The 24,703-nt window shown below is 61.5% G+C and carries 15 protein-coding genes and 1 other RNA gene; 10 read left to right on the top strand and 6 right to left on the bottom strand.

Features of this window, described 5'->3' with window-relative positions; all coding sequences use genetic code 11:
• Positions 1–143 precede the first annotated feature (143 nt).
• Entirely contained in the window at positions 144–2,528 is a 2,385-nt protein-coding gene (locus AC1RMX_RS20715) for a sensor domain-containing diguanylate cyclase (protein ID WP_096822509.1), read from the top strand.
• A gap of 59 nt (positions 2,529–2,587) precedes the next feature.
• On the opposite strand, the gene dacB is transcribed toward AC1RMX_RS20715, so the two are convergent.
• The gene (gene dacB, locus AC1RMX_RS20710) at positions 2,588–4,048 is read right to left on the bottom strand and encodes a D-alanyl-D-alanine carboxypeptidase/D-alanyl-D-alanine endopeptidase (RefSeq protein WP_102622575.1); all 1,461 of its coding nucleotides are present in this window, start codon (positions 4,046–4,048) and stop codon (positions 2,588–2,590) included.
• A 233-nt stretch (positions 4,049–4,281) separates the two neighbouring features.
• Between dacB and AC1RMX_RS20705 the strand changes: the two genes are divergently transcribed.
• On the top strand, positions 4,282–4,626 hold the full coding sequence (locus AC1RMX_RS20705; protein WP_011333263.1) for a YggL family protein: 345 nt from the start codon (positions 4,282–4,284) through the stop codon (positions 4,624–4,626).
• Positions 4,627–4,684: 58 nt separating this feature from the next.
• Here AC1RMX_RS20705 and AC1RMX_RS20700 read toward each other — a convergent pair whose 3' ends face one another.
• Positions 4,685–5,875: a benzoate/H(+) symporter BenE family transporter gene (locus tag AC1RMX_RS20700; protein WP_493072889.1), complete on the bottom strand. Its 1,191-nt coding sequence runs from the start codon at positions 5,873–5,875 to the stop codon at positions 4,685–4,687.
• Positions 5,876–6,099: 224 nt separating this feature from the next.
• Between AC1RMX_RS20700 and AC1RMX_RS20695 the strand changes: the two genes are divergently transcribed.
• On the top strand, positions 6,100–6,864 hold the full coding sequence (locus tag AC1RMX_RS20695; protein WP_064378756.1) for a GntR family transcriptional regulator: 765 nt from the start codon (positions 6,100–6,102) through the stop codon (positions 6,862–6,864).
• A 107-nt stretch (positions 6,865–6,971) separates the two neighbouring features.
• Here the strand turns inward: AC1RMX_RS20695 and guaD are convergent, their stop codons facing one another.
• The 4 genes from guaD to xdhA form a co-directional block, all read right to left on the bottom strand.
• Positions 6,972–8,276: a guanine deaminase gene (gene guaD / locus AC1RMX_RS20690; protein WP_096822506.1), complete on the bottom strand. Its 1,305-nt coding sequence runs from the start codon at positions 8,274–8,276 to the stop codon at positions 6,972–6,974.
• A gap of 13 nt (positions 8,277–8,289) precedes the next feature.
• The gene (gene xdhC / locus AC1RMX_RS20685) at positions 8,290–9,147 is read right to left on the bottom strand and encodes a xanthine dehydrogenase accessory protein XdhC (RefSeq protein WP_493066302.1); all 858 of its coding nucleotides are present in this window, start codon (positions 9,145–9,147) and stop codon (positions 8,290–8,292) included.
• A 73-nt stretch (positions 9,148–9,220) separates the two neighbouring features.
• Positions 9,221–11,620, bottom strand: a complete 2,400-nt coding sequence (xdhB, locus tag AC1RMX_RS20680) for a xanthine dehydrogenase molybdopterin binding subunit (RefSeq protein ID WP_493072887.1) — start codon at positions 11,618–11,620, stop codon at positions 9,221–9,223.
• Positions 11,613–13,067, bottom strand: coding sequence for a xanthine dehydrogenase small subunit (gene xdhA / locus AC1RMX_RS20675; RefSeq protein ID WP_493072886.1), 1,455 nt, complete (start codon positions 13,065–13,067; stop codon positions 11,613–11,615). Before xdhA ends, xdhB begins: the two co-directional genes overlap by 8 nt.
• Positions 13,068–13,333: 266 nt before the next feature.
• Between xdhA and AC1RMX_RS20670 the strand changes: the two genes are divergently transcribed.
• From AC1RMX_RS20670 to AC1RMX_RS20640, 7 genes are all read left to right on the top strand, one after another.
• Positions 13,334–13,993 (top strand): GntR family transcriptional regulator, encoded by a 660-nt coding sequence (locus tag AC1RMX_RS20670; RefSeq protein ID WP_096822502.1) that lies wholly within the window; start codon positions 13,334–13,336, stop codon positions 13,991–13,993.
• Positions 13,994–13,995: 2 nt separating this feature from the next.
• A complete protein-coding gene (gene smc / locus AC1RMX_RS20665) occupies positions 13,996–17,484 on the top strand; it encodes a chromosome segregation protein SMC (RefSeq protein ID WP_493072884.1) in 3,489 nt (1,162 codons plus the stop codon).
• Between the two features lie 259 nt (positions 17,485–17,743).
• Complete coding sequence (zipA, locus tag AC1RMX_RS20660; RefSeq protein WP_102622571.1) at positions 17,744–18,610, top strand: cell division protein ZipA; 867 nt, start codon at positions 17,744–17,746, stop codon at positions 18,608–18,610.
• An 86-nt stretch (positions 18,611–18,696) separates the two neighbouring features.
• Positions 18,697–21,054, top strand: coding sequence for an NAD-dependent DNA ligase LigA (gene ligA, locus AC1RMX_RS20655; protein WP_493072883.1), 2,358 nt, complete (start codon positions 18,697–18,699; stop codon positions 21,052–21,054).
• 68 nt (positions 21,055–21,122) lie between these two features.
• Complete coding sequence (locus tag AC1RMX_RS20650; protein WP_096822498.1) at positions 21,123–22,289, top strand: zinc-binding metallopeptidase family protein; 1,167 nt, start codon at positions 21,123–21,125, stop codon at positions 22,287–22,289.
• A 111-nt stretch (positions 22,290–22,400) separates the two neighbouring features.
• Positions 22,401–22,497: signal recognition particle sRNA small type (ffs, locus tag AC1RMX_RS20645), an RNA gene on the top strand.
• 232 nt (positions 22,498–22,729) lie between these two features.
• Entirely contained in the window at positions 22,730–24,685 is a 1,956-nt protein-coding gene (locus AC1RMX_RS20640; RefSeq protein WP_493072881.1) for a hypothetical protein, read from the top strand.
• Positions 24,686–24,703: the final 18 nt, after the last annotated feature.

Raw genomic sequence — 24,703 nt, 5'->3', positions numbered from 1 at the left:
ACTCTGATCAGTTGGATCCACAGAGCCTTGATTTTTAAGGCTCTTGGATCCGATCAGAGCTAGCCAAATTAGTGGCTAATAGCTATAACTCACTCACGGCCAATGGGGTTATCCCGCAAGTACTGGCGTAGTGAGTGGCCCTTATGTCGTTGCACCCCGTGCGCCCAAAGATCCTGGGTTTTATCAGCGAAGAAGTCTCGGCCTGGCTGGTCGCGCTGCTGGTATTGCTCGCCGGCGGGATTCTCACGGGGCTGCTCGCCTGGGCCACCCTCAATCAGTTTCACAGCCAGTTGCGCCAGCGTTTTCAACTGCTGGCCAATGAGCGCTACAGCCGCATCGAAGAACGTTTTCAGGATCAGGAGCAACGCCTCGATGGCCTGCGCCGGTTCTTCGCCAACTCCGAATCGGTGTCCCGCGCCGAATTCGACGGCTACACCCAACCTTTATTGCTGCGCACCCAGGCCTATTCGTTCGCCTTGCGGGTGAGCGGTTCCGAGCGCGCCGCGTTCGAGCAGCGGGTGCGTGACGAAGGCCTGCCCACCTTCAGCGTGCGTGAACTCAATGCCCGCGGCGAGCTGCAACTGGCCGCAGCTCGGGATGAATACGTCGTCGTGGTGTACAGCCAGACCCAGAGCCGGCTCGGTTCACCGCTGGGTTATGACTTGCTGGCCCAGCCGTTGCGTCGCTCGACGCTGGAACGTGCCGATCAGCTCGGCGGCCTGGCGGTGTCGCAGCCGATGCATCTGGTCAGCATCGAGCCGGCCTATGCGCGGGGTGTGCTGCTGGTGGCGCCGGTACTGCGCGAGGGCGAGCCCAAGTCGTTCGGCTATGTGATGGCGGTGATCAGCATGCGCCAGTTGCTCGCCGATGGCCTGCCGGACGCGCTGCATGATTACCTGTCGGTACGGATCCTCGATCTGTCGACCAACGATCAGCATGAGGTGCTTTTCGAGTCGACCAATGAACCGGCGCCGAGTGATCTGTCAGCCACGCGGCTGGTGCGCATGGCCGACCACGACTATCAGGTCGATATCTCGCCCAGCGAGTCCTTCCTGCAGGCCAACCATTCGTCGGTTGGCAGCGTGGTGGTCCTCGGCGGTTTGCTCAGCCTGCTGCTCAGCGCGCTGCTGTACGTGCTGGTCAGTCAGCGCCAGCGGGCCTTGCGCATGGTCGAACTGCGCACCCAGGAACTGCATGAGCGTGAACAGGAACTGCGGGGCACCCACGGCCAGTTGCGCGGGGTGCTCAACGCGGCGACTCAAGTGGCGATCATCGCCACCGACCTGCGCGGCGTGATCAACACCTTCAACCCCGGCGCGGAGCAGATGCTCGGTTACCGCAGCGCCGAGGTGGTCGGCCACATGACCCTGGAAAACCTGCATTTCCCCCGGGAGCTGATCACCCGTGCGGCGGAACTGAGCGCCCGCTATGGCAAGAGCATTCCGACCTGCCAGGCGATGCTGGTGGAGGGCGGCGAAGTCGGCGGGCATGAGGCACGCGAGTGGACGCTGGTGCGCAAGGACGGCAGTCATCTGCCGGTAAACATGCTCGCCACCCCGGTGCTCGATGAGCAGGGGCTGTGGGTCGGGCACCTGGCGATCTGCATCGATATCACCGAACGCAAGCGCGTCCACGAAGCGTTGGCGGCGCGGGATGTGCTGTTGAAGAAACTCAGCGCCCACGTTCCGGGCGGGATCTATCAGTTCAAGATGGAATTCGACGGGCGCTTCAGCGTGATCTACGCCAGCGACGGCATCCGCGAGATCTACGAGCTGGAACCCGATGTGTTGCTGCTCAATGCCGAATCAATCTTTACCCGCATTCATCCGCAGGACGTCAGCCGCGTACGCAAATCGATCCGCGCCTCGGCGGACAACCTCAGCCCGTGGCGCGAGGAATACCGCGTGCAATTGCCCGAGCGCGGCCTGCGCTGGGTGCGCGGCGAAGCGACGCCCGAGGAACTGCCGGGTGGCGGCGTGCTGTGGCATGGCTACATCTCGGACATTTCCGACCTGAAACGGGTGGAAGAAGAGTTGCGCGCACTGTCGGTGACCGATGCGCTGACCGGCATCCACAACCGGCGTTATTTTCAGGAGCGCCTGACCACTGAAATGGCCCGGGTCGAGCGCGGAGGCGGCGAACTGTCGGTGATCATGCTCGATATCGATCACTTTAAACGGATCAACGATCAGTACGGCCATGCGGTCGGCGACCGGGTGTTGCAGGCGGTGTGCGAGCGCATCGGCCATCGCCTGCGGCGTACCGACGTGTTCTGTCGCCTGGGCGGCGAGGAGTTCATGGTGCTGTGCCCGGACATCGACGGTGATCACGCGTACATGCTGGCCGTGGAGTTATGGCAAGGCCTGCGCGGTGCGCCGGTGGATGTGGTGGGCGTGGTGACGGCCAGTTTCGGGATTGCCAGTTGGCGGCCGGGAGAGGGCGCGGATGCGCTGTTGCTGCGGGCGGATTCGGGGGTTTATGCGGCGAAGCAGGGCGGGCGAGATCGGGTCGAGCGGCAGATGAACTGATCCGGTTTGCCATGTGATCGTTCCCACGCACTGCGTGGGAACGATCTTGCCGGGGCGGCTTACAGAACGGAAGCCGTCTGCGGCGCTCGCGGCTGTTTGTAGAGATCCAGCAGCACCTGATCCAGCACCGACGATGCACCGAACGGCGCCTTGTCGTTGAGGATCGCCACCACCGCCCAGGTGTTGCCGTTGACGTCGCGGCTGAAGCCGGCGATGGCGCGCACGGTGTTCAGGGTGCCGGTCTTGACGTGGGCTTCACCGCGCATCGCGGTGGTCTTCAGGCGTTTGCGCATGGTGCCGTCGGTGCCGGCAATCGGCAGCGAGCTGATGTACTCGGCGGCGTACGGGCTATGCCAAGCGGCTTGCAGCATGGCGGCCATTTCCCGGGCGCTGACGCGCTCGGCACGGGACAGGCCGGAGCCGTTCTCCATCACCAGGTGCGGCGCGGTGATGCCTTTTTTCGCCAGCCACTGACGTACCACGCGCTGCGCCGCCTTGGCGTCATCGCCGTCGGCGTCGTTGCGGAATTTCTGGCCCAGGCTCAGGAACAGCTGCTGAGCCATGGTGTTGTTACTGTATTTGTTGATGTCGCGGATGATTTCCGCCAGGTCCGGCGAGAACGCACGGGCCAGCACTTTGGCGTTGCTCGGCGTCGGGGCCAGGCGATCCTTGCCCTGGATGCTGCCGCCCAGTTCCTTCCAGATCGCCCGCACGGCGCCGGCGGTGTAGGTCGCGTGGTCGAGCAGCGACAGATAAGTCTGTGAGCTGCAGCCTTCGCCCAACTGGCCGGCAACGGTCACGGTGACGCTGCCATCGGCCTGCGGCACCGGGTTGTAGCGCACGCCGCCGGTGCACTGTTTGGAGTTGAGCGCTTTGACGGTGTTTTCGATGTTGATGCTGGCAATCGGCGGTTCGACCGAAATCAATACCCGGCCATTGTCATTGCGGGCCACGAAACGCAGGGCCTTGAGGTTGACCAGCAGCGAGTCCGGCTTGACCAGGAACGGCTTGTTCTCATCGTTGCCGTCATCGTTGAATTCCGGCAGTTGCGGCTGCACGAAGAAGCTGCGGTCCAGTACCAGGTCGCCGGTGATCTGGGTCACGCCGTTGGCGCGCAGGTCGCGCATCAGCAGCCAGAGTTTTTCCATGTTCAGCTTCGGATCGCCGCCACCCTTGAGGTAGAGGTTGCCGTTGAGGATGCCGCTGTTCAGGTCGCCGTCGGTGTAGAACTCGGTTTTCCACTGATGGTTGGGGCCGAGCATTTCCAGCGCCGCGTAGGTGGTGACCAGTTTCATGGTCGAGGCCGGGTTGACCGACACGTCGGCGTTGTACACGGTCGGCGTGCCCGGGCCGTCCAGCGGCACCATCACCAGCGACAGGGCGCTGGGTTGCAGCTTGCTGGCCTTGAGGGCTTTTTCGACGTTGGGTGTCAGGGCGGTGTTGATGGTGGCAGCGGAAACAGGCAAGGCCAGGGGCAGAAGAAGGCCGGCCAGGAGCAGAGGACGCAACGATTTGATCATATGAAATAAAACCCTACAGCCGAGGGGAAAAAGACGAGGACATGGATGAAAAGGTCCTCAGTGGTCATGAAAGTGTCGGCATTATGCCCCAAGGTGTAACAGCTTGTGCCTTTCGCAAGGGTGCCAATTCGTTATTTTTTTACGGGCGGTCGCACGCTCGTCCCGGATAGGCGGGCAATCGCCGCCTTAAACTGGTAAAGTGCCGGCCGTTATTACTTAAGAGGATTGTTCCAATGGCGACTAACCGTTCCCAGCGTCTGCGCAAAAAACTGTGCGTCGATGAATTTCAAGAGCTGGGTTTCGAACTGAACCTGGGCTTCAAAGAAGACCTGTCCGAAGAAGCCATTGACGCTTTCCTCGAAGCATTCATCAAAGAAGCCATGGAAGCCAACGGTCTGGGCTATGTCGGCGGCGACGACTTCGGTCTGGTTTGCCTGCAGAAGCGTGGCTCGGTCTCCGAAGAGCAGCGCGCTGCTGTCGAAGCCTGGCTGAAAACCCGCTCCGAGCTGACCACCACTGAAATCAGCCCGCTGCTGGACGTTTGGTATCCGGAAAAGCCGATCAACGCGGCCAAGTGATACTGAAAAAAACGGCGACCCGAGGGTCGCCGTTTTTTTATGCCTGCTTTTTAACGAATCATGCCTTGCGCCAGTTGAGGATCAGCAAGGTCAACACCCCCGCGACAATCCCCCAGAAGGCCGAACCGATGGAAAACAGCGTCAGCCCCGACGCCGTGACCATGAAGGTGATCAGCGCCGCTTCCCGTTCCTTCACCTCGGTCATGGCAATGCTCAAACCGTTGATGATCGAACCGAACAGCGCCAGCGCGGCAATCGACAGCACCAGTTCCTTGGGCAGCGCGGCAAAAAGCGCCGCCAGCGTGGCGCCGAACACCCCGGCAATCCCGTAGAAAATCCCGCACCACACCGCTGCGGTGTAGCGTTTGTTGCGATCTTCGTGGGCATGGGGCCCGGTGCAGATCGCCGCGCTGATCGCTGCCAGGTTGATGCCGTGGGAACCGAACGGCGCCAGCAGCAACGACGCGATGCCGGTGGTGGTGATCAACGGCGAGGCCGGTACGTTGTAGCCGTCGGCCCGAAGGACAGCGACACCGGGCATGTTCTGCGAGGTCATCGCCACCACGAACAGCGGAATGCCGATGCTGATGGTCGCCGCGAGGGAAAAGTGCGGCGTGGTCCAGACCGGTGTCGCCACTTCCAGGTGAAAACCGCTGAAATCCAGCAGCCCCATGAAGCCCGACAGCGCGGTGCCGATCAGCAACGCGGCAAGCACCGCATAACGCGGCGTCAGGCGTTTGACCAGCAGATAAGTGAAGAACATCCCCAGCACCAGCCCGGTGCGGTGCTGCGCGGCGACGAAGATTTCACTGCCGATCTTGAACAGGATCCCCGCCAGCAACGCGGCGGCGAGGGAGGCCGGGATCTTTTTCACCAGCCGTTCGAAGCTGCCGGTCAGGCCGCAGATCGTCACCAGCACCGCACAGGTAATGTAGGCGCCAATGGCTTCGCCGTAGGTGACGCCGCCGAGGCTAGCGATCAGCAAGGCTGCGCCGGGCGTCGACCAGGCAATCGTGATTGGCGTGCGGTAACGCAGCGAAAGGCCGATCGAACACACCGCCATGCCGATGGAAATCGCCCAGATCCACGAGGAAATCTGCCCGCTGCTCAGGCCCGCCGCCTGCCCGGCCTGGAACATCAGCACCAGCGAACTGGTGTAACCGGTCATCATCGCGATGAATCCGGCGACGATGGCGGAGGGCGATGTGTCCGCAAAGGGGCGCAGTCGGGTGTGGGTGATTTCGTTCATGACAGCGGTGTTCCTTGTTCAAGCCACGGATTTCGGGTTTAAGCCTAAACTCAAACGTAACGATGCGTTGCAATACAGCCGAAGTCACAAACAGCCGTACAGTCGTGTTGCCACCTTCCATTGTGTACAATCGCGCTGTTTTTTACGCGATACTTGCCAGCGACCCACTGTGCCGTATTACAGTCACGGTCAATTCGCCGCCGTTCTTCCCGACTCGAGTGCCCATGAACGAACAGTTGCAACCCCTCAAGAAACAACCGCGAGCAGGCAAAGCCGGCCGCAGCGGAACCCAGGACGATATTGTCTATGCGCATATCTTCGAGGCCATCCTCGAACAGCGCCTGGCGCCCGGTACAAAGTTGAGCGAAGAAGCGCTGGGGGAAATTTTCGGGGTAAGCCGCACCATCATTCGCCGCGCACTCTCGCGTCTGGCTCATGAAGGCGTGGTGCTGTTGCGGCCGAACCGTGGCGCGGTGGTGGCGAGCCCGAGCGTCGAAGAGGCGCGTCAGGTGTTCCTCGCCCGGCGTCTGGTGGAGCGCGCGATCACTGAACTGGCGGTGCAGCACGCCACGGCCGAGCAGATCGCCGAATTGCGTCAGATGGTCAACGACGAACGTGACAGCTTCTCCCGTGGTGATCGCGGCGCCGGCATCCGCCTCTCGGGCGAATTCCACCTGAAACTGGCCGAAGCGGCGAAGAACGCTCCGCTGATCAGCTTCCAGCGCAGCCTGGTTTCGCAGACTTCGCTGATCATTGCCCAATATGAAAGCGGCAACCGTTCGCACTGTTCCTACGACGAGCACACCCAGTTGATTGACGCCATCGAAGCGCGTAACGGCGAGCTGGCGGTGGACCTGATGATGCATCACATGGATCACATCGACAGCAAGCTCAACCTCGACGAGGAAAGCGCTTCGGACGATCTGCATGCGGTGTTCTCGCACCTGTTGCAGACCAAGAAGCCGGGGCGTCCGGCGGCCAAGCTCTAAAGCGAATCGACAGGCAATAAAAATCCCCCGGACTGCAAAGTACCGGGGGATTTTTTTTGCCTTCCCGATCATTCCCACGCAGAGCGAGGGAACGATCAAGCGATCAGTTAGCGTTGGTGCACCAGCGCACCCGCCGCATAGGTCTGGGCCACGGTGCGGTCATCGCCCAGCGTCATCAGTACAAACAACGTCTCGGCAATGTTGTTGGCCTGCTTCAGGCGGTAGCTCAGCAGCGGCGTGGCGTTGTAGTCCAGCACCAGGAAGTCGGCGTCGGAGCCCGGTTGCAGGTTGCCGATCTTGTCTTCCAGACGCAGCGCCCGCGCACCGCCGAGGGTGGCGAGGTACAGCGACTTGAACGGGCTCAGGCGCGCACCTTGCAGCTGCATCACCTTGTAGGCTTCGTTCAGGGTTTGCAGCAGCGAGAAACTGGTGCCGCCGCCGACGTCAGTGCCGAGGCCGACATTCAATTTGTGCTTCTCGGCCATCGGCAGGTTGAACAGGCCGCTGCCGAGGAAGAAGTTCGACGTCGGGCAGAACGCGACCGCCGAACCGGTTTCCGCCAGGCGCGCGCATTCGTCGTCGCACAGGTGAACGCCGTGGGCAAACACCGAACGCTCGCCGAGCAATTGATAGTGGTCGTAAACGTCCAGATAGCCCTTGCGCTCCGGGAACAGCGCCTTGACCCACTCGATTTCCTTGAGGTTTTCGCTGATGTGGGTCTGCATGTACAGATCCGGGTATTCACCGAGCAACTGGCCGGCGAGGGTCAGTTGTTCCGGGGTGCTGGTCGGGGCGAAACGCGGGGTCACGGCGTAGTGCAGGCGGCCCTTGCCGTGCCAGCGCTCGATCAGCGCCTTGCTGTCGACGTAGCTCGATTCCGGGGTGTCGGTCAGGTAGTCCGGCGCGTTGCGGTCCATCATCACCTTGCCGGCGATCATCCGCAGATCCAGCTTCTCGGCCGCTTCGAAGAACGAGTTCACCGATTGCGGGTGCACGCTGCCGAACACCAGCGCGGTGGTGGTGCCATTGCGCAGCAGTTCCTTGATGAAGATGTCCGCTACTTCATCGGCGTGGGCCTTGTCGGCGAACTGGCTTTCGCACGGGAAGGTGTAGGTGTTCAGCCAGTCCAGCAGTTGCTCGCCGTAGGCACCGACCATGCCGGTCTGCGGCAGGTGGATGTGGGTGTCGATGAAGCCCGGGGTAATCAGCGCATCCTTGTGATGCGTGATCTCGATGTCCGCCGGCAGGGTCGGCAGCAGTTCGCTGGCGTGGCCGAGGGCGCTGATCTTGCCGTCATCGACCACCAGCAGGCCGTCCTCGAAATACTCGTAGGAGGCTTCGATGCCGACCTCGGCAGGGTCGGCGATGCTGTGCAGGATGGCGGCGCGGTAGGCTTTGCGAGTCAGAGGCATGAGGGTTCTCTAATCAGTTTGAGGCTTTGAGTGTGGCGGCCTGACTGCGGCGGGAAACCGGCAGCAGTTTGGCAATCGGTTCGGCGCTGGCGGTGTGCTGGCCGAAATTGGCGTTATAGGTGGCGATGATTTCGCCGGCGATGGAGATGGCGATTTCCACAGGCAACTTGCCTTTGACTTCGCCGATGCCCATCGGGCAGCGCATGCGTTGCACGACGCCGCTGTCGAAGCCTCGGTCACGCAGGCGGTGTTCGAACTTGGCCCGTTTGGTTTTCGAGCCGATCAGGCCGAAGTAGGCGAAGTCGTTGCGCTTGAGGATCGCGGCAGTGAGTTCCAGGTCCAGCTGATGATTGTGGGTCATGACGATGCAGTAGCTGCCGGCGGGCAGGTCGTCGATTTCATCCACAGGCTCCTCGGCGACGATTTTGCGCACGCCGTGGGGAATCTGTTCAGGAAATTCCTCTTCCCGGGAGTCGATCCAGCGCACCCGGCAGGGCAGGCTGGCGAGCAAGGGTACCAGTGCGCGGCCCACATGACCGGCGCCGAACACGGCAATCTGCGCCTGCACCTGGCCCATCGGTTCGAACAACAGCACCGTGGCGCCGCCGCAGCACTGGCCGAGGCTGGCGCCGAGGCTGAAGCGCTCCAGATGGGTGTCCTGCTTGCCGCTGGCGAGCATCTCGCGGGCGATCTGCATGGCTTTGTATTCCAGGTGCCCGCCACCGATGGTGTCGAACGTCTGGCGGGCGCTGACGACCATCTTCGAGCCGGCATTGCGCGGCGTCGAGCCGAGCTCTTCGATGATCGTCACCAGAACGCAGGGTTCGCCCTGGTTCTGCAGGTCGGCGAGGGCGTCGATCCAGTTGTACATGTTCACCTCGACATTTGTCGTTGTCTGTTCGGGCCTCATCGCTGGCAAGCCAGCGATGGCCGCGCCTCGGTCCTTACAGCGGAGCCAACTCGGTTTCAGCCTCGACGGCCTTCACCGCTTTGAGCTGACGCATCTGCTCGCAACCCCACAACACCCGCTCCGGGGTCGCCGGCGCGTCGATCTTCGGCTGATGCTTGTAGTCGCCGAAGCTGGCCACCGCATCCTTGATCGCACACCACGCGGCGATGCCGAGCATGAACGGCGGCTCACCCACAGCCTTGGAATGGAACACCGTGTCTTCCGGGTTCTTGCGGTTTTCCACCAGCTTCACCCGCAGGTCCAGCGGCATGTCCGCCACGGCCGGGATCTTGTAGCTGGCCGGGCCGTTGGTCATCAGCTTGCCCTTGTTGTTCCACACCAGTTCTTCCATGGTCAGCCAGCCCATGCCCTGGACGAAACCGCCCTCGACCTGGCCGATGTCGATCGCCGGGTTCAGCGAGGCGCCGACGTCGTGGAGGATGTCGGTACGCAGCATCTTGTACTCGCCGGTCAGGGTGTCGACGATCACCTCGCAACACGCCGCGCCGAAGGCGAAGTAGTAGAACGGACGACCACGGGCCTGGCTGCGGTCGTAGTAGATTTTCGGGGTCTTGTAGAACCCGGTGCTCGACAGCGACACCTGATTGAAATACGCCAGCTGGATCAGCGCTTCGAAGGTCAGGATGTGGTCGCGCACACGGACATGGCCGTTGTGGAATTCCACGTCTTCTTCGCTGACCTTGTAGTGCCGCGCGGCGAATTCGACCAGGCGCTGCTTGATGATCTCGGCAGCGTTCTGCGCGGCTTTACCGTTGAGGTCGGCACCGCTGGAGGCCGCCGTCGGCGAAGTGTTCGGCACCTTGTCGGTGTTGGTCGCGGTGATCTGCACGCGGTCCATTTCCACCTGGAACACTTCGGCCACGACCTGCGCGACTTTGGTGTTCAGACCCTGGCCCATTTCCGTGCCGCCGTGGTTCAGGTGGATGCTGCCGTCGGTGTAGACGTGCACCAGGGCACCTGCCTGGTTGAGGAAACTGGCGGTGAAGGAAATGCCGAATTTCACCGGGGTCAGCGCCAGGCCTTTCTTCAGGATCGGGCTGTTGGCGTTGTAGCGACGGATCGCTTCGCGGCGCTCGGCGTACTGGCTGCTTTCTTCCAGCTCGGCGGTCATTTCCTCGAGCATGTTGTGCTCGACGGTCTGGTAGTAATGGGTGACGTTGCGTTCGGTCTTGCCGTAGTAGTTGGCCTTGCGCACGGCCAGCGGATCGAGGTTCAGGTGACGGGCGATGGCGTCCATCACTTCTTCGATCGCGACCATCCCTTGCGGGCCGCCGAAACCACGGTACGCGGTGTTCGACGCGGTGTTGGTCTTGCAGCGGTGACCGTTGATGGTCGCATCACCGAGGTAGTACGAGTTGTCCGAGTGGAACATCGCCCGGTCGACGATCGAGGCCGACAGGTCAGGGGAGCAGCCGCAGTTACCGGCCAGGTCCATCGCAATCCCGTGCAGGCGTCCGGTGCTGTCGAAGCCGACGTCGTACTCGACGTAGAACGGGTGACGTTTGCCGGTCATCAGCATGTCTTCGACGCGCGGCAGGCGCATCTTGGTCGGCTGGCCGGTGAGGTGCGCGATCACCGCACACAGGCAGGCCGGGCTGGCGGCCTGGGTTTCCTTGCCGCCGAAACCACCGCCCATGCGGCGCATGTCGACGACGATTTTGTTCATCGATACGTCGAGGACTTCGGCCACCAGTTTCTGCACTTCGGTGGGGTTCTGCGTCGAGCAGTAGACGATCATGCCGCCATCTTCGGTCGGCATCACCGAGGAGATCTGGGTCTCCAGATAGAAGTGTTCCTGGCCGCCAATGTGCAGCGTGCCTTGAATGCGATGTTCAGCCGTGGCCAGTGCGGTGGTCGAATCGCCGCGCTGATGGGTGTGGCTGTCGAGCACGAAGTGGCGTTTGCGAAGGGCTTCGACCACGTCCAGCACCGGCTCCAGATCTTCGTATTCGATGATCGCGGCCATGGCTGCTTTGCGTGCGGTTTCCAGATCCTTGGCGGCCACGGCTAGCACCGGTTGACCGACGAACTGCACGTCATCGATGGCCAGCAGCGGATCGCCCGGCAGCAGCGGGCCGATATCTTTCAGGCCCGGCACGTCTTCGTGGGTGATGGCGATGCGCACGCCTTCGAAGGCGTAGCAGGGTTTGGTGTCGATGCTGATGATTTTCGCGTGGGCGCGATCCGACAGCCGCGCGTAAACGTGCAACTGGTTCGGGAATTCGAGCCGGTCATCGATGTACTGCGCTTCACCGGACACATGCTTGGCGGCGCTGTCGTGCTTGACGCTGCGGCCAACACCGGTGGTCAGGTCTTTGGCGAACAGTTCAGCCAGTTCAGCTTGAGTTTTCTCTACGCCGTGATGGTTAGACATAAGCGGTCACCCGAGTCTCGATGTGCGGTGTTTGCAGTTCGATGAAGTATTTGCGCAGCAGGTTCTGCGCGCTGAGCAGGCGGTATTCCTTGCTGGCGCGGAAGTCCGAGAGCGGGGTGAAATCCTCGCCCAGCGCGGTGCAGGCACGTTCGACCACAGCGTTGTTGAACGGCTGGCCGATCAGCACGGCTTCGCAGTGAGCGGCGCGTTTCGGGATCGCGGCCATGCCGCCGAAGGCGACGCGGGCGTCGGTGATCACACCGTTTTCGACACGCAGGTTGAATGCAGCGCAGACGGCAGAGATGTCGTCGTCCAGGCGCTTGGAGACTTTGTAGGCGCGGAAACGCTGCTCGGCCGTGGCGCGAGGGACGATGATTTTTTCGATGAACTCGCTTTCCTGACGCGCGGTGACCCGGTAATCGATGAAGTAATCTTCCAGGTTCAGCGTGCGCCGAGTCTCGCCCTTGCACAGCACGATCTGCGCGCCGAGGGCGATCAGCAGCGGTGGCGAATCACCAATCGGCGAAGCGTTGCCGATGTTGCCGCCGAGGGTGCCCTGGTTGCGGATCTGCAGAGAGGCGAAACGGTGCAGCAGTTCGCCGAAGTCCGGGTATTCGGCGTTCAACGCTTCGTAGCAGTCGGAGAGGGCAGTGGCGGCGCCGATTTCGATGCGGTCTTCGAAGGTCTCGATGCGCTTCATTTCAGCGACGTTGCCGACGTAGATCATCACCGGCAGGGTGCGGTGGAACTGCGTGACTTCCAGCGCCAGATCGGTGCCGCCGGCCAGCAGCCGGGCTTGTGGATAAGCGTCATAGAGGTCGGCCAGGTCGGCTACGGTCAGCGGCACCAGGCAGCGTTTATCGCCGCTGTTGAGTTCGCCGATCGATGTCGGGGCAATGGCTTTGAGGCGAGCGATGGTTTCCGCTTCCCGGGCGTCGAACTGATCCGGTTGCTTGCCGCAGCAGGATTGTTCGGCAGCGGCCAGGATCGGCCGGTAGCCGGTGCAGCGGCAGAGATTGCCGGCCAGCGCTTCGTGGGCCTTGGCATGGTCCGGTGCATCGCTGTTCTTTTGCAGGGCGAACAGCGACATCACGAAGCCGGGGGTACAGAAACCGCACTGCGAACCGTGGCACTCGACCATGGCTTTCTGCACGCTGTGCAGTTCGCCCTTGTGCTTGAGGTCTTCGACGCTGATCAATTGCTTGCCGTGCAGCGACGAAACGAACGTCAGGCACGAGTTGAGGCTGCGATAGCGAATGTGTTCGCGGCCATCGTCATCCGTCTGCAACTCGCCGACCACCACCGTACAGGCGCCGCAGTCACCGCTGGCGCAGCCTTCTTTGGTGCCGGATTTGCCCACGTGTTCACGCAGGTAGTTGAGCACAGTCAGGTTCGGGTCCAGGGCGTGCTCGCTACGGAGTTCCTGGTTGAGTAAAAACTGGATCACGGAAGGCCTCGCAGACTCATTATTGTTGTTAAGCGACTTGAGCCGAATTTAGCAGGTCTGACTTTTCGGTCAATGGTTTTCTGACTTAAAGGTCAGGAAAAGCCATTTTGTCGCTCGACAACGTGCCTATTCAGTATTGACCCTCATTGGATCAAGCGCTTTTTTGCGGGATTCGTGCCAAAAACCGCTGTGCGGGCACTCCGCCATGAACGCGCATTGCGCTACACTGCGCCGCTTGTGCAGATCGAAGAGTTTGAAGGACAACCATGACGTTCAAGGCGCCGGACAGCCTCGCCGAGCAAATCGCTCACCACCTCGCCGAACGGATCATTCGCGGCGAAATGAAGCCGGGAGAGCGTATCCAGGAACAGAAGGTCACGCTGGCGCTGAACGTCAGCCGCGGCTCGGTCCGCGAAGCCTTGCTGATCCTCGAGCGCCGTCACCTGATCGCGATCCTGCCGCGTCGCGGCGCCCACGTCACTGAGCTTACGGCGCACAAGGTGCAGAGCCTGTGCACGTTGATGAGCGAGCTGTACATCCTGCTCGGCAACGCAGTGGCCAACGGCTGGCAAGTCCAGGCCGACATGGCGCCGTTCGTGCAGATCCAGCAGCGCTTGAGCGCCAGCTACGAGCGTCAGGACATCCGTACCTTCGTCGACGACAGCTTCAACGTGATGCGTGCCGCGTATCCGTTTGCCAACAACCCGTACCTGCAGGAAACCGTCGAGAACCTGCAACCGGCCATGAGCCGTGCGTACTTCCTCGCGCTGGAACAGCGCAAGGCCGAGATGAGCGAGTTCCTCGAACTGTTCGAACGCTTGCTGGCCGCCGTCCTCGCCCGTGACCTGCCGCAGATCCGCATCGTGCTGACGGCTTACGCCCAGCGCAGCTGCGATCTGGTGGTGTCCGCCCTGACGGTTGCCTGACCTTGCGGCTCAAGTGCATCAAACTGGCGGGGTTCAAATCCTTCGTCGACCCGACCACGGTGAACTTCCCCAGCAACATGGCGGCGGTCGTCGGGCCGAACGGTTGCGGCAAGTCGAACATCATCGATGCCGTGCGCTGGGTGATGGGCGAAAGCTCGGCGAAAAACCTGCGTGGCGAGTCGATGACCGACGTCATCTTCAACGGCTCGACCAGCCGCAAACCGGTGAGTCAGGCGAGCATCGAACTGGTGTTCGACAACTCCGACGGCACGCTGCTGGGCGAGTGGGCTGCTTATGCGGAAATTTCGATCCGTCGCAAAGTGACCCGCGACAGCCAGACGACTTATTACCTCAACGGCGCCAAATGCCGTCGTCGCGACATCACCGACATCTTCCTCGGCACCGGCCTCGGCCCGCGCAGCTACTCGATCATCGAGCAGGGGATGATCTCCAAGCTGATCGAGTCCAAGCCCGAAGACCTGCGCAACTTCATCGAAGAAGCCGCCGGCATCTCCAAGTACAAAGAGCGCCGGCGTGAGACCGAAAACCGCATCCGTCGCACCCACGAAAACCTTGCCCGTCTGACCGACCTGCGCGAAGAACTCGAGCGTCAACTCGAACGCCTGCACCGCCAGGCCGAGGCCGCCAAGAAGTATCAGGAATTCAAGGCTGAAGAGCGCCAGCTCAAGGCGCAACTGTCGGCCCTGCGCTGGCAAGATCTGAACGATCAGGTCGGCCAGCGCGAGTCGATCATCGGCAACCAGGAAATCAGCTTTGAAGCGCTGGTCGCCGAGCAACGCAACGCCGACGCCGCCATTGAACGCCTGCGCGACGGTCACCACGATCTGTCCGAGCGCTTCAATCTGGTGCAGGGGCGCTTCTATTCGGTCGGCGGCGACATCGCCCGGGTCGAGCAGAGCATCCAGCACGGCCAACAGCGCTTGCGCCAATTGCAGGACGACCTGAAAGAAGCCGAGCGCGCGCGCCTCGAAACCGAATCGCACCTGGGTCACGACCGCACCTTGCTGCTGACCCTCGGCGAAGAGCTCGATCAACTGACCCCTGAGCAGGAAATCACTAACGCCGCCGCTGAAGAAGCCGCCGCTGCGCTGGAAGATTCCGAAACCGTGATGCACGGCTGGCAGGAGCAGTGGGACACCTTCAACCTGACCGCCGCCGAACCGCGCCGTCAGGCCGAAGTGCAGCAGTCGCGGATCCAGCAGCTGGAAACCAGCATGGAGCGCCTGGCCGATCGGCAAAAGCGTCTGGGCGAAGAGCGGGCGTTGCTCTCGGCAGACCCTGAGGACGCGGCGATCATGGAACTCAGCGAACAGCTCGCCGAGTCCGAAGCCACCCTTGAAGATTTGCAGACCAGCGAAGAAGCCCAGGTCGAAAAACTCGAACAACTGCGCCAGGAATTGCAGCAAGCGCTGACCGCACAGCAACAGGCGCAGGGCGATTTGCAGCGCCTCAACGGTCGCCTCGCCTCCCTCGAAGCCTTGCAGCAGGCCGCGCTCGATCCGGGCACCGGCACCGCCGAATGGCTGAAGGAACACAACCTCGCCGAGCGTCCGCGTCTGGCCGAAGGCCTGAAGGTAGAGGCCGGTTGGGAACTGGCGGTGGAAACCGTGCTCGGTGCCGACCTGCAAGCGGTGCTGGTGGATGATTTCGACGGTTTCGATCTGTCCGGTTTCGCTCAGGGCGATCTGCGTTTGCTCAGCCCCGGCAGTGACGGCGTGCGCGTGCCCGGCAGTCTGCTGGACAAGGTTGAGGCACAGGTTGATTTGTCGCCCTGGCTGGCTCAGGTCAAACCGGTCGACAGCCTTGAACAGGCGCTGGCCTTGCGCGGCCAACTGGCTGCCGGGCAGAGCCTGATCAGCCGCGACGGTTACTGGGTCGGCCGGCATTTTCTGCGGGTACGCCGCGCCAGCGAAGCCGAAAGCGGCATGCTCGCACGCGGGCAGGAAATCGAATCGTTGCATGCGGAACGCGAAGAGCGTGAAGCCACGGTCGAGGCCATGGAAACCCGTTTACAGACCCTGCGCGCGCAACAGCGTCAGCAGGAAAACGGTCGCGAACATCTGCGTCGTTTGCTGCAGGACGAAGCCCGTCAGCAAGGTGAATTGAAAGCTCAACTGTCCGCCGGCAAAGCCAAGGCCGAACAGTTGACCCTGCGTCGTACCCGTCTCGATGACGAGTTGGTCGAGCTCGCCGAGCAGCGCGAGCTGGAACACGAAAATATCGGCGAAGCGCGGATCCAGTTGCAGGACGCCCTCGACGCCATGGCCCTCGACACCGAGCAGCGCGAGTTGCTGCTGGCCCAGCGCGACAGCCTGCGCGAACGCCTCGACCGGGTGCGTCAGGAAGCGCGTCAGCACAAGGATCACGCCCATCAATTGGCCGTGCGCCTTGGCTCGCTGCGCGCACAACACGATTCGACCCGCCAGGCCCTCGAGCGTCTGGAAATGCAGGCCGAGCGCCTCACTGAAAAACGTGAACAGCTCAGTCTGAATCTGGAGGAGGGCGAGGCACCGCTGGAAGAGCTGCGCCTCAAGCTTGAAGAATTGCTCGACAAGCGCATGAGCGTCGACGATGAACTCAAGACCGCGCAGATCGCCCTGGAAGACGCCGACCGCGAACTGCGCGACGCGGAAAAACGCCGGACCCAGGCCGAGCAGCAATCGCAATTGATCCGTGGCCAGCTCGAACAGCAACGCATGGAATGGCAAGCCCTGACCGTGCGCCGCAAGGCCCTGCAGGATCAACTGCTGGAAGACGGCTACGATTTGCACGGCGTGCTCAATACCCTGACCGCCGAGGCCAGCGAGAAGGAGGCCGAAGAAGAACTTGAGCGCATCGCCGCGCGAATTCAGCGCCTGGGCGCGATCAACCTCGCGGCGATCGACGAATACACGCAACAATCCGAGCGTAAACGTTATCTGGATGCACAGGACGCCGATCTGGTCGAAGCCCTCGAGACGCTGGAAAACGTCATCCGCAAGATCGACAAGGAAACCCGTAACCGTTTCAAAGATACCTTTGATCAGATCAATGGCGGTTTACAGGCGCTTTTCCCGAAAGTTTTCGGTGGCGGGCGCGCGTATTTGGAACTGACGGGCGAAGATCTACTCGATACAGGGGTGACGATCATGGCGCAGCCGCCCGGGAAGAAGAACAGCACCATCCATTTGCTGTCCGGCGGCGAAAAAGCCCTGACCGCACTGGCACTGGTTTTTGCGATCTTCAAGTTGAACCCGGCGCCGTTCTGCATGCTCGATGAGGTTGACGCGCCACTGGATGACGCTAACGTTGGACGCTACGCACGATTGGTCAAAGAGATGTCGCAGACCGTGCAGTTCATCTATATCACCCACAACAAGATCGCCATGGAAATGGCCGAGCAGTTGATGGGTGTAACGATGCACGAGCCGGGGTGTTCGCGACTGGTAGCCGTGGATGTCGAGGAGGCGATGGCGATGGTGGATGCCTGAGCCGGCGCAGTGTCGGAAAGGTATTTGAAGGTTGTAGGACTTTTTTACCAGCTCCGACTTGCTGGCCAATCGACATATTCGCGCAAGCCAATGAGACAGACGGTGTAAAGTTGTCTTTGGTCGTGCTAGTTTAATGTCAATTTTTCGTATACGTGGGCAAAACGCCTGTCAGAACATAGAGTTGGCGCCACGTTTTAAAGCGGTTTGCACAGTGTAAACCCCTTATTTTTCAGCATTTTTTATAGAGGCACGGGATTACATGGAAATCGGTCTGCGCGAGTGGCTGATCGTCATCGGCATCATTGTGATAGCCGGTATTCTTTTCGATGGCTGGCGCCGTATGCGCGGCGGCAAGGGAAAACTGAAATTCCGTCTTGACCGAAGTCTGTCCAACCTGCCGGACGAGGACACCAGCGCTGAGCTGTTGGGCCCGGCCCGCGTACTGGACAACCATAAAGAGCCGCAACTGGACGAACACGACCTGCCATCGGTGAGCATGCCGGCCCGCGAAGCACGCGAGCCTCGCGAATCCGGTTCCAAGCGCGGCAAGCGCGGCAGCAACGGTCCGGCCCAGGGCGACCTGAACCTCGATCTGGATCTGGACGGCGGCCCGAGCTTCAGCAGCCGTGACGATGATTTCATCGAGCCGGTCGCCAAGGCGTCGCCGGCAGTTGCCGATAAAGATCAGCCGCAAGCTGAAGAAGTATTGGTCATCAGCGTGATCTGCCGCGACCCGGCCGGCTTCAAAGGCCCGGCACTGCTGCAGAACATTCTGGAAAGCGGTCTGCGTTTCGGCGAGATGGATATCTTCCACCGTCACGAAAGCATGGCCGGTAACGGCGAAGTGCTGTTCTCCATGGCCAACGCGGTCAAGCCGGGCATCTTCGATCTGGACGACATCGACCATTTCAGCACCCCGGCGGTGAGCTTCTTCCTCGGCCTGCCAGGCCCGCGTCATCCGAAGCAGGCCTTCGACGTGATGGTCGCGGCAGCACGCAAGCTGTCCCAAGAACTGAACGGCGAATTGAAAGATGACCAGCGCAGCGTCCTGACCGCGCAGACCATCGAGCACTACCGTCAGCGCATCGTCGAATTCGAACGTCGCGCCCTGACCCAGAAGCGTTGATTGAAAAGGTTGCCTCGCGATAAAGAGGCAATCGGCAAATAGATTGAGCAGCCTCGGCTGCTCTTTTGCTTTATGAGAGAACACCCATGACTGCCGCCGAAACCCGCATTCTAGAGCTGCGTGCTGAGCTCGATCAGCACAACTACCGTTACCACGTTCTCGATGAACCGAGCATTCCGGATGCCGAGTACGACCGGTTGTTCCACGAGCTCAAGGCGCTGGAAGCGGCCAACCCGGAACTGATCACCAGCGACTCGCCGACCCAGCGCGTCGGCAGCGTGGCGCTGACCGCGTTCACCCAGGTGCGTCACGAAGTGCCGATGCTCAGCCTCGGCAACGCCTTCGAAGAAACCGACATGCGCGAGTTCGACCGCCGGGTGACCGAAGGTCTGGACCTGCCGGCCGGTGACCTGTTCGGCGGTGGTGCGGCGGTGGAATACAGCTGCGAGCCGAAACTCGATGGCCTGGCGGTCAGCCTGCTGTATCAGGACGGCGTGCTGGTGCGCGGCGCCACGCGCGGCGACGGCACCACCGGCGAAGACATCAGCGTCAACGTGCGCACCGTGCGCAACATCCCGCTGAAGCTTCACGGCGAAGGCTGGCCGGCGACGTTGGAAGTGCGCGGTGAAGTGTTCATGTCCAAGGCCGGTTTCGAACGCCTGAACGCCTCGCAACTGGAAGTCGGCGGCAAGACCTTCGCCAACCCGCGCAACGCCGCCGCCGGTAGCTTGCGTCAGCTGGATTCAAAGATCACCGCCAACCGTCCGCTGGAATTCTGCTGCTACGGCATCGGTCAGGTGTCCAACGACATCGCCGACACCCACATTGGCAACCTCAAGCAACTGCAAGCCTGGGGCATGCCGATCAGCCACGAATTGAAACTGGCCAAGGGTATCGGCGAATGCCTGGATTACTACCGCGATATCGGTGAGCGTCGTAACTCGCTGGCTTATGAAATCGACGGCGTGGTGTTCAAGGTCAACAGCATTGCCGACCAGCGCGAACTGGGCTTCCGCGCGCGCGAGCCGCGCTGGGCCATCGCCCACAAATTCCCGGCGATGGAAGAACTCACCGAGCTGCTCGATGTGGAATTCCAGGTCGGTCGCACCGGTGCGGTCACGCCTGTGGCGCGGTTGAAACCGGTCAAGGTTGCCGGCGTCACCGTGGCCAACGCCACGCTGCACAACATGGACGAAGTCGCCCGGCTGGGCCTGATGATCGGCGATACGGTGATCATTCGCCGCGCCGGTGATGTGATTCCGCAAGTGGTGCAAGTGGTCATCGAGCGCCGCCCGGAAGATGCGCGCCCCGTGCAAATCCCTGAGAGCTGCCCGGTCTGCGGCTCCCACGTCGAGCGCACGCAACTGGTCAAACGCAGCAAAGGCAAGGAAACCATCAGCGAAGGTGCGGTGTATCGCTGCGTCGGCCGACTGGCCTGCGGTGCGCAACTGAAGCAGGCGATCATTCACTTCGTTTCGCGACGCGCCATGGATATCGAAGGCCTCGGCGACAAGAGCGTCGAGCAGTTGGTGGACGAAGGTCTGGTCAGTTCGCCGGCCGATCTCTACGCGCTGAAGTTCGACGACATCGTCGATCTGGAAGGCTTTGCCGAGGTGTCGAGCAACAAGTTGCTGGCCGCCATCGAAGACAGCAAGAAGCCGGGTCTGGCGCGGTTCATTTATGCGCTGGGTATCCCGGATGTCGGCGAGGAGACGGCCAAGGTGCTGGCGCGCTCGCTGGGGTCGCTGGAGCGCGTCCAGCAAGCCTTGCCGCAAGTGCTGACGTACTTGCCGGACATCGGCCTGGAAGTGGCGCACGAGATTCACAGCTTCTTTGAAGATGCGCACAACCAGCAAGTAATCACCGAGCTGCTGGGCCACGGCTTGCAGATTCAGGATCAGGGCGAGTTGGGCGCCGAGTTTGCCGCGAGTACAACGCTGGGTGGCTTCCTCGACAAGTTGCACATTCCTTCGGTCGGGCCGGGCGGGGCGCAGAAGCTGGCGGACAAGTTCGAATCGCTGGAAGGGGTGATGAACGCTGACTGGCTGGACATGCGCCAGGCATTGCCGGAGAAACAGGCCAATTCGGTGCGTGAGTTTTTTGAATCGCCTGAACATCGGCAACTGGCTGAAAGCGCCGAGAAGCAACTGCGCGATTTCGGCATGCACTGGCAGAGCGAGAAGAAAGTCGTCGAAGGCCTGCCGCTGGCCGGGGAGACCTGGGTGCTGACCGGCAAGGTCGAGCTGATGAGCCGCGACGTCGCCAAGGAACACCTGGAAAGCCTCGGCGCCAAGGTCGCCGGCTCCGTGTCGGCCAAGACCCACTGCGTGGTCGCGGGGCCGGGTGCCGGGTCGAAACTGACCAAGGCCAACGAGCTGGGCGTGAAGGTGATGGATGAAGAGGCGTTTATCGCGTTCCTGAAAGGGCACGGTATTTCCGCCTGACGAAACGCGCGGGAACGATCAACTCGCGGGAATGATCTAGTCTTGGCAAGCCCCAGGGAGAGATCGCCATGTACCGCTTTTTCGAGCAGCTCAGTTCCCGCATCGTCGCGCCGTTCATGGGCGAATCCTCGCGCAACAGCAAAGTCTGGCCGTGCCGTTGCGGCCAGTCGCTGTTCTTTCGCAACAGTCAGTGCCTGGCCTGTAACGCGGCGCTGGGTTATCAACCGGAACACAGTCGGCTGACGTCGCTGCAACCGGGGCCGTTTGAAGGCACCTGGACGCTGGATGCCGATCCCGAGGCCGGCCTGTTCCGGCGCTGCGCCAACCTCGATACCCCGGCGGCCTGCAACTGGCTGCTGCCCGCCAGCGATCACGACACCCTGTGCGCGGCTTGCGATCTGAATCGCACCATCCCCGATCTGTCCGTCCCGGAAAACCCCGAACGCTGGCGCAAGGTGGAAATCGCCAAGCGGCGACTGGTCGCACAACTGATCAGCCTCGGCCTGCCGGTCGTCCCGAAAGCCGTCGACGAAGACACCGGCCTGGCGTTCGATTTCATCGGTGTCGATCTGGAAGGCAACGCGCCGATGACCGGCCACGCCAACGGCCTGATCACCCTCGATATCGCAGAGGCCGACGACGCCCACCGCGAGCAGGTTCGGGCGCAGATGCACGAACCCTATCGCACGCTGCTCGGGCATTTTCGCCATGAGGTCGGGCATTACTACTGGGATCGGCTGATCGACAACGGCCCTTGGCTGGGTTCGTTCCGCAACCTGTTCGGCGACGAGCGCGCCAGTTATGCCGAGGCGCTGGAGCGGCATTATCAACAGGGCGCGCCGGCGGACTGGTCGCAGCATTACGTCAGTGCCTACGCCACCATGCACCCGTGGGAAGACTGGGCGGAAACGTGGGCGCATTACCTGCACATGATGGACGCGGTGGACACGGCGCTGGGCTTCGGCATGAGCGCCCGGGAGATGGACCTCGATTACCAGCCGTTTCCGTCGAGCACGCTGTACGACCCTGAGCATCCCGGCGGCGCGGCGTTCCTGTCGTTCGTCAACGCGTGGATCGAACTGGCCGGCATGCTCAACGAACTGTCGCGCAGCATGGGCCAGCCGGATTTCTATCCCTTTGTGCTGCCGCCTGCGGCGATCGCCAAGCTGCACTTCATTCATCTGGTGATCCAGCAAGAGGGCGGCCGGGCCGACGAGGTGCTTCAGGCGCAATAGCAAGTGCTTGAAGCCCTTCATATTTTTTATCTACAACCAGCGGTTGTAACTTCGTCTCAGATAGGTACAATGGCGCGGCTCGCCGACAGGTGAGCGTCGTTATGGTGACCCTATCGGTCCCCCCGCAACGATTACCCGTGAACCTGGTCAGAGCCGGAAGGCAGCAGCCACAGCGGGAACATTGTGTGCCGGGGTGTGGCTGGTAGGGTTACCACCTTAACGAGCATCGAACGATTCAACACCGAACTGCATGGGTTTCGCCCACTGCGGTTTTTTTATGCCTGCGATTTGGCGGTTCGTACCCAAACCCCCTGCTCGCGAGGGCGCCGACACGGGGTAATCATTTGCTCTTCAATCCCGCATACTCGCAGCCACCGAAATAAATGAAGAGTCTGGCCGGGATCGACCTTGTAAGGTCTGCACCCTGGCCGCGAGGTTTTATGCTCCCGGAACATTCCGATTTATCCAGCCCCGTGTTTTTGCCCGTCACGGATGAAACCTGCGCGAACCTGCTGCAGGCGAGTGGCGCCAAAGCCCTCGAAGCCCTGAGCGATCCCGAATTGGCGGCCGTGCTGGTCATCCAGAATCTGGTGCAAACGACAGAGCAGGATCTCGGCGCCGTGGCGGCAGAGAAGATTCTGGCCAAGCTCTTGTCTTGGGCTGCCGAAAAGCGGCAGTCAACAACGGCGGGCCTGCTGTCGGAAGCACAGCGACTGTTCGATCCGCGCAAACTGTATTTCGGCCTGAAAGTTCTCAAACCACTGAACCTGCGTTTTCTGCTGGCCGAAGAAGTGTCCGCACGCGACTATTTGTTGCCCGATGGTCAGTGGGATTTCGAATACAAAGTCCGGCGCCACCGTAGCCATGACCCGTTCAGTCAACAGATCGTGACGCCCCGGCAGCGCGAGCGCTGGTTGAGCCCGGCGCAGGACAAACTGGTCAGGACCTTCCGCGCCAACCTGGATGAAGACCTCCACGTTCAAGGTTACGCAGGGATCGGCAAGAGCCATCTGCTGGTGGCCTTGCTGGAGCATCTACGCCCGGAAAAAAACCTGTTGCTGGCGCGCACCCCGGCCAAGCTCGAAGTCCTTCGCCAGCGCATGGTGGGGCCGAGCGAGAAGAAGGCCGGCAAGACCTTCCTGGCGTTTGCCCAGTCGCTGATGCTCGGTCGCAGGCCTGCGGCGGAGGGGGCTCGAATCCCGAGTCGACAGGCGCTGGCGCAGGAACTGAACATCTTCGGTTTCCGCCACCACGACGGGCAGGCGACCCTTGAGCTCTGCCTCAAAGTGATCGAGCGCTACTGCCGTTTCCGTGATCACACTTTTTCGGCGAAGCATCTACCGCATTTCAACCAGCCGCTCTCCAGCGTGGACGCGCAGGTTTTACTGGAGTATTCGAGCCGGGTGTGGGGCTACCTTGAGCTCAACCCGGCGTGGGGCAGTCAGACCGGGTTTGAAGCGCTACTGATGATCAAGCGGGCCTGCATTGCCGGTTGCGTGGTGCCGGCGCGCTACACGCACGTGCTGATCGACGAGAGTCAGGACATTCCCGGCTCGCTGTTGCAGATCATCGAACGTGGCCGCCAGGTGTTGATCACCCTCGGCGACGAGTACCAGCAGGCCAGCGGCGTGCCGGTCAAGCGCCACCGCGAGGTCCGCCAGAGCGATATCAGCTATTCCGTGCGCTCGGGCCGCAACGTCGAAAAGCTGGTCAACCCGCTGATCGCCCGGCACTCGCAGAAGGGCAAGATTCCGTTCGAAGGCGCCAGTGATGCTGATGTCGTCATCAAGGAGTACCCGGAAGGTTTCGTACCGTCCGAAGGTTGCGTGGTGCTGACGGCATCGCCGTGGGACACCATGATCTGGGCCATCCACCTGCACGATTCCAACTGCAAGTTCAGATTCCCGGACAAGCGAACCCAGGATGATCTGAAGCATTTCATGGCTACGGCCATCGAATTGTTCAAACCGGATTTCTATCGCTCCGAATACAGCGAAAACGGCGTGCATCCGTACTTCAGTGACCTGTCTGACTGGCAAACGGTGTGCGACGCCAATCAGTTCGACGAGTCGTTTCTGCGGGTCAAGGCCAAGCTGGAAAACGGCTTCATGATTGCCGACCTGACACGCCTGAACCGAATGATCGACAACGCTGACAACCATTGCATGTTGATGCTGGCGGAAGAGGCGGGGGGCATGGAGTTCGACAAGGTGCTGCTGACCCCCGGCCTGCTGACCAACGAGAAATTCAAGGATGCCTATGCGTTCGATCAGCGGATCTGCGCCGTGTACATCGCCATTTCCCGCGCCAGGCTGAAGCTTTACGTGCCGTACGATGTGGTTGCCTGGGTCGAGTATCACGAGTACCAGAAATTCCGCGATACGGCGGGGCATTGAATATTCGGCTCACTGCGC

It is taken from the genome of Pseudomonas sp. GW822-FHT03F04 (assembly GCF_058801405.1).
This window is presented reverse-complemented; position numbering and strand designations above follow the sequence as displayed.